Annotated in this window: 8 protein-coding genes; 4 read left to right on the forward strand and 4 right to left on the reverse strand. The window is 57.7% G+C overall.

The genetic code is table 11. From position 1 onward, the window contains the following. From ACJTMZ_RS22185 to ACJTMZ_RS22195, 3 genes are all read right to left on the reverse strand, one after another. Positions 1 to 732 (reverse strand): MFS transporter (locus ACJTMZ_RS22185; protein WP_408626980.1); only part of this gene is annotated, 732 nt, incomplete at its 3' end. Between the two features lie 96 nt (positions 733 to 828). Next, positions 829 to 2,436 carry an FGGY family pentulose kinase gene (locus ACJTMZ_RS22190; RefSeq protein ID WP_252010696.1) on the reverse strand — a complete coding sequence of 536 codons (1,608 nt, stop codon included), beginning with the start codon at positions 2,434 to 2,436 and terminating at the stop codon, positions 829 to 831. A gap of 11 nt (positions 2,437 to 2,447) precedes the next feature. Further along, positions 2,448 to 3,197, reverse strand: a complete 750-nt coding sequence (locus ACJTMZ_RS22195) for an SDR family NAD(P)-dependent oxidoreductase (RefSeq protein ID WP_252010695.1) — start codon at positions 3,195 to 3,197, stop codon at positions 2,448 to 2,450. A gap of 162 nt (positions 3,198 to 3,359) precedes the next feature. Here ACJTMZ_RS22195 and ACJTMZ_RS22200 point away from each other — a divergent pair, with 162 nt between their 5' ends. Then, positions 3,360 to 4,391 (forward strand): substrate-binding domain-containing protein, encoded by a 1,032-nt coding sequence (locus ACJTMZ_RS22200; RefSeq protein WP_252010694.1) that lies wholly within the window; start codon positions 3,360 to 3,362, stop codon positions 4,389 to 4,391. On the opposite strand, the gene ACJTMZ_RS22205 is transcribed toward ACJTMZ_RS22200, so the two are convergent. Continuing rightward, complete coding sequence (locus ACJTMZ_RS22205; RefSeq protein ID WP_017383561.1) at positions 4,388 to 5,335, reverse strand: sugar-binding transcriptional regulator; 948 nt, start codon at positions 5,333 to 5,335, stop codon at positions 4,388 to 4,390. The genes ACJTMZ_RS22200 and ACJTMZ_RS22205 overlap by 4 nt on opposite strands. 211 nt (positions 5,336 to 5,546) lie before the next feature. Here ACJTMZ_RS22205 and dalD point away from each other — a divergent pair, with 211 nt between their 5' ends. The 3 genes from dalD to ACJTMZ_RS22220 form a co-directional block, all read left to right on the forward strand. Beyond that, entirely contained in the window at positions 5,547 to 6,914 is a 1,368-nt protein-coding gene (gene dalD / locus ACJTMZ_RS22210) for a D-arabinitol 4-dehydrogenase (RefSeq protein WP_032104897.1), read from the forward strand. A 9-nt stretch (positions 6,915 to 6,923) separates the two neighbouring features. Next, positions 6,924 to 8,387, forward strand: coding sequence for a xylulokinase (gene xylB, locus ACJTMZ_RS22215; RefSeq protein ID WP_023304094.1), 1,464 nt, complete (start codon positions 6,924 to 6,926; stop codon positions 8,385 to 8,387). A gap of 67 nt (positions 8,388 to 8,454) precedes the next feature. Next, positions 8,455 to 9,186 (forward strand): MFS transporter (locus ACJTMZ_RS22220; protein ID WP_154817333.1); only part of this gene is annotated, 732 nt, incomplete at its 3' end.

A 9,186-nucleotide genomic window follows, 5' to 3' on the forward strand; every position in this document is an offset into this window, starting at 1 on the left:
AAACCCGAACAGGGAGAGGGTGTTGATGATACGCACCATGCTGGAGAGCAGAATACTGCGGTTGGTGTAGAGCAGCGTCGCCGCACGGCCCAGCTCGGCGAATTTTTCCCGGGTGGAGAGATTATGCATGTGCGTTGGGGTTTTGACGCTGCGCAGGGATACCATGGCGATGACTCCCCCCGCCAGACAAAACGCCAGTGCCAGCCACAGGGTGCCCATCTCCCCGATGTGCGGAATGGTAAAGCTCGGAATATAACTGCCCGCCACGCCAATACCTACGGAATAAACCGCCCAGTACCAGCCCAGCGCCGAGCTGGATTTATCGCTACGCACATTATGAATAATGACCACGATGAAGGCGTACAAAAATAACGGGTAGGCCAGACCGCGGATCCCATAGAACAGCAGAATTAATGCGTAATTTGCCTGACCCAGACCAAAAACGAGAAACAGGACGTGGAAAACGCACCACAGGACGAAGCCAATCAGCATGGTTTTTTGCGGGGTGATGATTTCAGCCACCACGCCGGAGATCCACGCGGAGAGCGCCGCCGCGAGACCGTAAAGCGTGAAGGCGAAAGAGGCTTCAGCAGGCGTGAAGCCCAGTGATTTAATATAGTGCGACAGGAATGCCAGCTCGAAACCGTCACCCGTCATAAAGACCGCGATCGCCAGATATCCCCATAGCAGGTTCAGCGGCAATCCCAGCCACTGTTTATTTATTTCGGACATATTGACCTCGTTTGTAGCGTACAGGTAAGCCCACACCGGAAATATTCCGGCGTGAGTTTTCTTATTGTCTTTTTCTCTAAATATACTGACGTGTATTTATTCTCTGATTACTGTCGCAGTTTGTTGTAACTGCTTATAAGCCTCGTATCGACGCAGATGAAGGGACTGAAAGTTCGCTTGCGGATAGAAATATTTATCCACGTGGGTAAATTGTTTCATGGCATCGGTCACTGAAGGCGCTATATTTCCCGCCACCGCCCCGAGAATGGCCGAACCCAGTAATACCGGTTCGCTGCATTGGGTCGCTAACACCGGCAGCCCGCAGGTATCTGCCAGCAGCTGGCGAACGAAAGGGTGCTGGCCCGCGCCGCCGCTGATAACGATATTTTCGGTCTGTACGCCGCATTCACGCTGGGCGTCAATGATTTGTCGCAAACCGTAACCGATACCACACAGACCGGCCACATACAGTGCCATCAGGTTATTGATATCGTTCTCCATGCCCAGCCCGCAGATCGTGGCCCGCGCATGGGGATCGGCAAAGGGCGCGCGGTTACCCAGAAATTCGGGTACCACGTGCAGTCCTGCTGCCAGGTTCACCGCCTCTGAGGCGGTGGCGAAGGTCTGTAAAAGCCTGTCCGCCAGGTAAACCGGCAGCGGCAGGTCTGACTCCTGTGCCAGCTGGCGCGCTTGCGGTGCGGCAGGATGGAAACTTAATAACCGATCGATAGCGGCACCCGCGGCGCTTTGTCCGCCCTCAATCAGCCACAGCCCAGGTACCATCGCGCTAAAATAAGGCCCCCAGACGCCGGGCACAAAAACGGCGCTCTCGGCGCTGGTCATGGTGCACGATGAGGTGCCAAAAACATACGCGAGATTGTTCAGCGCGCCGCCGCCAACGCCCAACGTCCCGATGCCGCCAGCGTGGGCATCAATTAACCCTACCGCCACCGGCGTGCCTGGCAGCAAGCCCACCTCACGCGCGGCCTGCTCCGTTAAGCCCTCGCCGCAAGGGGTGCCGGGGGCGGCAATATGCTGCCCTATGCGGACAAAATCTTCTCCGGCCAGCTCGTCCAGGCCAACGGTGCGGAAATAGTCCGGGTCCCAGCGATTCTCATGGGCCAGCCACGTCCATTTACAGGTTACGGTACAGATGGAACGGGTGACATCGCCCGTCGCGCGCCAGGTCAGGAAATCGGCCAAATCGAAAAATTGCCAGGCGCGATCGTAGACCTCACGATGGTTTTCTTTCAGCCACAGCAGCTTGGGCGTCTCCATTTCGGGCGATATTTTTCCGCCAACATAGTCCAGCACCGGATGATGGGTGGCGTTGATGCGCTCCGCCTGGTCTGTCGCACGGTGATCCATCCAGACGATGATATTGTTTTCCGCTTCACCGTCAGGGCTGACCGCCAGCGGTTCGCCATTGTTGTCCAACACCACCAGCGAGCAGGTGGCGTCAAACCCGATGCCGGCAACGCTCTGCGGAGTCGTCCCGGAGCGCGCCAGCGCCTCGCGGATGCAGCGGCAAACGGCCTGCCAGATCTCGGCGCTGGACTGCTCCACGCGGCTTCCGCTGCGGTGCACGATGGCAATTTTCTGCGTCGCGTGGGAAAGCAGCCTGCCGCTGAGATCGAAAATGCCCGCGCGGACGCTGCCGGAGCCGACGTCTACGCCGATAACGGTTTCTGGTGTACTCTTCATCCTTGCGGCCCTTAAAGATCGACGCTGTTAGGCAGAATCACCAGATCCCGGACGGTAACGTTCTTCGAACGGGTCACCATGAACAACACCGATTCTGCGACTTCAATCGGCTGCATCAGGCTGCCGTTTGCCAGCGCTTCATCCATTTTGGCCTGCGGCCAGTCGTCGAGCAGAGCCGTCACTACCGGCCCAGGCAGAACGGCTCCGACGCGTACGCCATGTTCCGCGACCTGACGACGGGTGGTATGCACGAACGCCTGAACGGCAAATTTGGACGCGGTGTAGATCGGCTCCCAGATAACCGGCACCACGCCCGCAATGGAGCTGGTGAAGATAATATCGCCTGACTTCTGCGCAATCATATGCGGCAGTACGGCGCGAACGCAGCGGAAGGCGGCGTTGATATTCAGGTTCAGTACGCGATCCCAGACGTCCGGGTCGCCTTCAGCAACCGGCCCGCCGATGTAGGCGCCTGCATTGGCGTGAAAAATATCCAGGCCGCCGGCGAGGCTGACAATGTCGCTCAGCATCGCGTCGACTTGCTCGGGTTTGAACAGATCGATTTGCAGGGCAAACGCGTTCTCGCCCAGCTCGGCGACGATGCGCTGAAGCTTCTCGCCTTCACGGTCGATTAACACCACCTTTGCGCCAGCGCCGAGCAGCGTTTTTGCACACTCCAGGCCAATACCTGAGGCGGCGCCAGTGATAGCAGCGACTTTGCCCTGAAGGGAACTATTCATGGAGGGGACAGAGTGATTCATTTTATAATCCTTTATGCAGAGATGATTTTTAGGGTGTGTCTGCTTTCGCGTGAAGAACGGGGGTTCTGACTGACGCGTGAAGCAAACTGCTCAATCGATGAAGCAGATCTAGCACTTGCTTATTTCTCCAGCAAGAGACATTCAAAATGAAGAGGCGATTTTGTGACGCGCGTTGAGAAAACGAAGAAAACGACCATTTACGATCTGGCGGAACTCACCGGCGTTTCTGCCAGCGCGGTGAGTGCTATTTTGAATGGCAACTGGAAGAAACGCCGCATCAGCGCCAGCCTGGCAGAGAAGGTAACCCGCATTGCACAAGAGCAGGGCTACGCGGTTAACCGTCAGGCAAGCCTGCTGCGCAGCAAGAAATCGAGCGTTATCGGCATGATTGTGCCGAAATATGACAACCGCTATTTCGGCTCTATAGCGGAAAAATTCGAAGAGATGGCGCGTGCCAGAGGGCTGTTGCCGATTATTACCTGCACACGCCGACAGCCGGAACTCGAGCTGGATGCCGCCCGTGCCATGCTCTCCTGGCAGGTTGACTGGGTCATTGCCACGGGGGCGACACACCCGGACAAAATTGCTGAACTCTGTCATCAGGCGGGCGTACCTACGCTAAATCTTGATCTGCCGGGTACCCTGGCGCCCTCTATCATTTCGGATAACTACGGCGGCGCGAAGATGCTGACAGAGCGGATCCTCGCCAGCAGCTTTAAACGGTTTGGTTCGCTGGCTCCGCTGACCTTCGTGGGCGGACGCCGGAGTGATAACAACACCGCAGAGCGCCTGCGCGGGTTCCTTGATGCCCATCAGGCCCATGGGCTGACCGTTCCGGAACAGCAGCTGCTGGTCACCGGGTACTCGTCATCGCGCGTGGAGGAGCAGCTCAGAGCCACCTTCCCGTCGCCATTGACGGCGCTAAAGGGGCTGTTTGTCAATTCGACCATTTCGCTGGAGGGGGTGGTACGTTGGCTGGCCCAATACGGGCAGACCGGCCAAAATCAGCCGCCGATGGGTTGTTTTGACTGGGACCCATTTGTCTCTCTGCTGGGACATGATATCGACATGGTGCGCCAGGACGTCCCGGCGATGCTGGAGAAGGTATTTGAAATTCTCGATTCCGGTGATACCTCGGTCAGGCGTATTGAGATCCCACCGGAACTGATTGGCAGCCAGAGCGTCACGGGCTAGCCCTGACGCGTCAGCAGCCAGCGCGCGGTCTGTTCATCCGTCACCAGACCGTTTACCCAGCCGCCTTTGAGGGCGGCAAGGATCGCCGGGCGTTTATCCTCGCCGCAGGCGGCCGCAATACGTGGACACTGGCTCTGGCGAATATCGTAGCTGGTAATAAAGCGATTAATCTGGCTGTCGATGACCTTGCCGTCGGCATCGATAAAGCGTCCGAGTATTTCGCCAACGCCACCGCGCTGGGTCAACTCTTCCAGCTGTGCCTCATCGATAAACCCGTCTTTGAAGATAGGGCTCTGCCTGCCCAGCGCCCCGATGCCGACAAAAATCACATCGGCCGCATCCGCCACGGCGCAGACGTTACGGAACAGGCGGTTTGAGCACCACATCTCATGCTCCTCGCTGGACTGAGCATAGCGCGGCGCCGGCCACTGGTAATATTTTCCCTGAATTTTACGCGCCAGCAGCAACGGTACATCATCGTAATAGTTACATTGCCCGTGCTCGTTCATGGCGCTGATCAGGGCGACACAGCGGGTGTTGTGGCTGTCAAAATCGATACGCTTGATGGTTTTTTTTAGCGTCAGTCCGGAGCCAATTCCGACAACCGTGGGTTTATCACCTTGCAGGTAGCGGGCCATCAGCTGATAACAGCCAAACGTCACGCTATCCAGCGCGCTTTCATTGCGGTAGACGGGCACAATGTTGCAGTGGGTCAGGTGATATTTTTCCGCGAGAAGTTGCGCATAATCGAGGCAGTTAGCGACAGGGTGATGAAGCCCAATCGAGACAATGCCTTCCTCTTTCGCGGCGGCAATCAGCCGCTGCACCACCGGTCTTGATGTGCCGAGCTGGCTGGCAATTTCGCTTTGATTAAGCCCGGCGATGTAATACATCCATGCCGCCCGCACTTTTTGATCGAGCCTGATGTCATCTTCTTTGCTCACGTTTCCCTGCCTCAAGAGTGGGGTTGAGGGCGGTCAACACCCACAACAATTGTCTGTCATTCTGGCGGGTGCTCCGCGCTGAGGCAAGCGGTTTGCTCTTTATTGGTCATTTGTTATTTTAATGGTCATTTGTTCTTTTGTGATCTGTAGCTCTTATTTTAATCAAATGATCATCTACAGTTCAGCCATAACCTCACTGGAGAACAGAACAATGACCGAGAAATACACATGGCTACATATTGGGCTGGGGTCTTTTCATCGTGCGCATCAGGCGTGGTATCTGCACCGCCTGATTGCCGGCGGCGATACGCGCTGGCACATCGCTGCGGGCAACATACGCAACGATGCTGAACATGTGGTGCAGGCGCTGGCCGCGCAGAAGGGGCGATATGTACTGGAGACCGTCAGCCCGGAAGGCGAGAGAGACTATGAAGAGATCGCCTCGATTCAGACGCTGATCCCGTGGCAGGCGGATTTGCAGCCGCTGATTGCCGAAGGGGCGAACCCGCAGACTCGGGTCATCGCGTTTACCGTGACGGAGGGGGGCTACTATCTGGATACCAGCCACAGGCTGGATGTGGCCAATGCCGATCTGGCGAGCGATATTAAGGGCGGCTGTAAAACCATCTACGGGACAATTGCCCGCATCCTCGAAGCGCGTATGGCGAACGGAGCGGGTCCGGTAACCTTGCTTAACTGTGACAACGTGCGGCATAACGGCGAGCGCTTCCACGACGGGTTGATTGAATTCTTAACCCTCAGCGGCAAACAGAGGGTCATCGACTGGCTGAGCGCTAATGCGACCTGTCCGAATACCATGGTGGATCGCATCACACCGCGTCCGGCGGCCGATCTCCCGGCGCGCATTAAGGCCCGGACGGGCATAGACGATAACGCCCCGGTTATGGGGGAACGCTTTATTCAGTGGGTGGTTGAAGACAATTTCCGCGACGTTCGTCCCGCGCTGGAAACGGTGGGCGTGGAGCTGGTGGGATCCGTCATCCCTTATGAAGAGGCGAAGATCCGCATCCTCAATGCCTCCCATAGCTGTATCGCCTGGGCGGGTACTCTGGTCGGGCAGCAGTATATCCATGAAAGCACGCTGACAGAATTTATCTACAAGATTGCCGACCGCTACGTGACGGAAGATGTCATTCCCTGCCTGGGAGATAATGGCATCGATCTGCCAGCCTACCGCGACGTGGTGCTTAAGCGTTTTACCAACCCCTGGATTCAGGACACCAACCAGCGCGTCGCGGCCGACGGGTTCTCGAAGATCCCGGCGATGATAGCCCCAACGCTGCGTGAATGTTACCAGCGCGGCGTACGTCCTGACGCTACCGCTATGCTGCCTGCGCTGTTCTACGTCTATATGGAGCAGTGGCATCACGGCAAGCTGCCATATGAATACCAGGACGGTATCCTCAACGCCTCTGCGGTACATGCGATGTTCGAATCGGACGATCCGATAGCCCGATATGCCAGCGATACCGCCCTGTTTGGCGATCTGACCGGCCGGGAAGATTTTGCCGCGCTTCTGCGTGAAAAAATCGCTGACGTCTACGCGCTGATTAAGTGAGAGGTGGGTATGTATCTGGGCATCGATCTTGGCACATCAGAAGTAAAGGCGCTGGTCATTGACGAAAACAACGGCGTTGTCGCCACCCATAGCGCGCCGCTGACGATACAGCGTCCGAAGCCGCACTGGTCTGAACAATCGCCGGAAGCCTGGTGGGAGGCAACCGAATACCTGATTGCCACCCTCCGGGAGAAGTGCGGCCACCACTGGCAGGCGATAAAAGCCATTGGCCTTTCCGGGCAGATGCACGGTGCGGTACTGCTGGATGCCGCGGGTGAACCCCTGCGTCCGGCCATCCTGTGGAATGACACCCGCTGCGCGCAGGAGTGCGCAGAGCTGGAAGAGATGGCGCCCGAACTGCACCAGGTGGCGGGGAACCTGGCAATGCCGGGGTTTACGGCACCAAAGCTGCTCTGGGTGCGCCGTCATGAGCCGCAGAACTTCAGCCGTCTCGCCACCGTGCTGCTGCCGAAGGATTATCTGCGCTTCAAAATGACCGGAAAAAAAATCTCTGATATGTCGGACTCGGCCGGGACGCTGTGGCTGGATGTGGGAAAACGAGACTGGTCGGATGCACTGCTGGAAAAATGTGAGCTGTCGCGTGCCGCCATGCCTGCGCTGGTGGAAGGGTGTGAGGTCTCGGCGCTACTCGAACCTGCGGTAGCGCAGCGGTGGGGTCTGAACCCCTCGGTTATCGTTGCCGGCGGCGGGGGAGATAACGCCGTCAGCGCGATAGGGGTTGGGGCCGTTTCGCCGGGCGATGCGTTTATTTCGCTGGGCACCTCCGGCGTGCTGTTTGTGGTCACAGATGCCTACCGTCCGGCGCCCCAGTCTGCCGTGCACGCGTTCTGTCACGTGCTGCCAAACCTGTGGCATCAGATGAGCGTGATGTTAAGCGCCGCCAGTTGTCTACAGTGGTTTTGCCGTCTGGTGGGCGTCACGGAGCTGGCATTGCTTGAGGAGATCGCCCAGCTAAGCGATGCGGAGAAAGCGAGCGCGCCGATGTTCCTGCCCTACCTTTCCGGGGAACGTACGCCGCATAACGATCCCTGTGCACGGGGCATGTTCTGGGGGCTAACGCACTCCAGCCAGCGTGCGCTGATGGGGTATGCGGTGCTGGAAGGCGTCAGCTTCGGTATTGCCGATGGCCTTCGCGTGTTGCAGGAGAGCGGCACGCAGATTGAACAGTGCTCCCTCGTCGGCGGCGGGGCGCGGAGCCCCTTCTGGGCCCAGCTGCTGGCCGATATTCTGGCGATGCCGGTGGTGACGCATAAGGGCGGCGAAACCGGCGGTGCGCTGGGGGCTGCACGGCTGGCCTGTCTCGCAGCCGGTAAGCCGCTGGCTTCCGTGTGCGAAAAACCTGAAGTCTATAAAACCTGGCGCAGCGATCCGGCGCGCCACCGTGCGCTGATGACGCGTTACCAGCAGTTTAACGCGCTTTACCAAAACGACCTGAACTACCGAAACCCATAATTCTGTGGCAAAGACCCTCCGGCGATGCTGCCGGAGCGGTTCCCTGTACCCTAAAAACGAGGTCAATATGTCGTTAAATAACAAACAATGGCTGGGATTACCCCTGAGTCTGGTCTGGGGGTATATCGCTATCGCGGTCTTTATGACGGGCGATGGTTTCGAGCTGGCATTCCTGTCGCACTATATTAAGGCGCTGGGCTTCACGCCTGCTGAAGCCTCTTTCGCCTTCACGCTTTACGGTCTCGCGGCGGCGCTCTCCGCATGGATTTCCGGCGTGGTGGCTGAAATCATCACCCCGCAAAAAACCATGCTGATTGGCTTCGTCCTGTGGTGCGTTTTCCACGTCCTGTTTCTCGTTTTTGGTCTGGGTCAGGCAAATTACGCATTAATTCTGCTGTTCTACGGGATCCGCGGCTTGGCCTATCCGCTGTTCCTCTATGCCTTTATCGTCGCCATTGTGCATAACGTTCGCAGTGACAGTACCAGCGCGGCGCTGGGCTGGTTCTGGGCGGTTTACTCTATCGGCATCGGCGTGTTCGGCAGCTACATTCCTAGCTTTACCATTCCGCACATCGGGGAGATGGGCACCCTGTGGCTGGCACTGGCGTTTTGCGTAACCGGCGGGATCATTGCGCTGGTCTCTATGCGTAAGGTGGAAACGCCACGGCATATGCAGACTCTCTCCACCCGGGAAAAATTCGCCGAGCTGGGCCGTGCGGCGACGCTGCTCTACACCAACCGCAGTATTCTGCTCTCCAGCATGGTGCGTATCATCAACACCCTCTCCCTGTTCGGGTTT

Origin of the sequence: Enterobacter sp. DN (assembly GCF_046054285.1) — a bacterium.
Classification (GTDB): domain Bacteria; phylum Pseudomonadota; class Gammaproteobacteria; order Enterobacterales; family Enterobacteriaceae; genus Enterobacter; species Enterobacter hormaechei_C.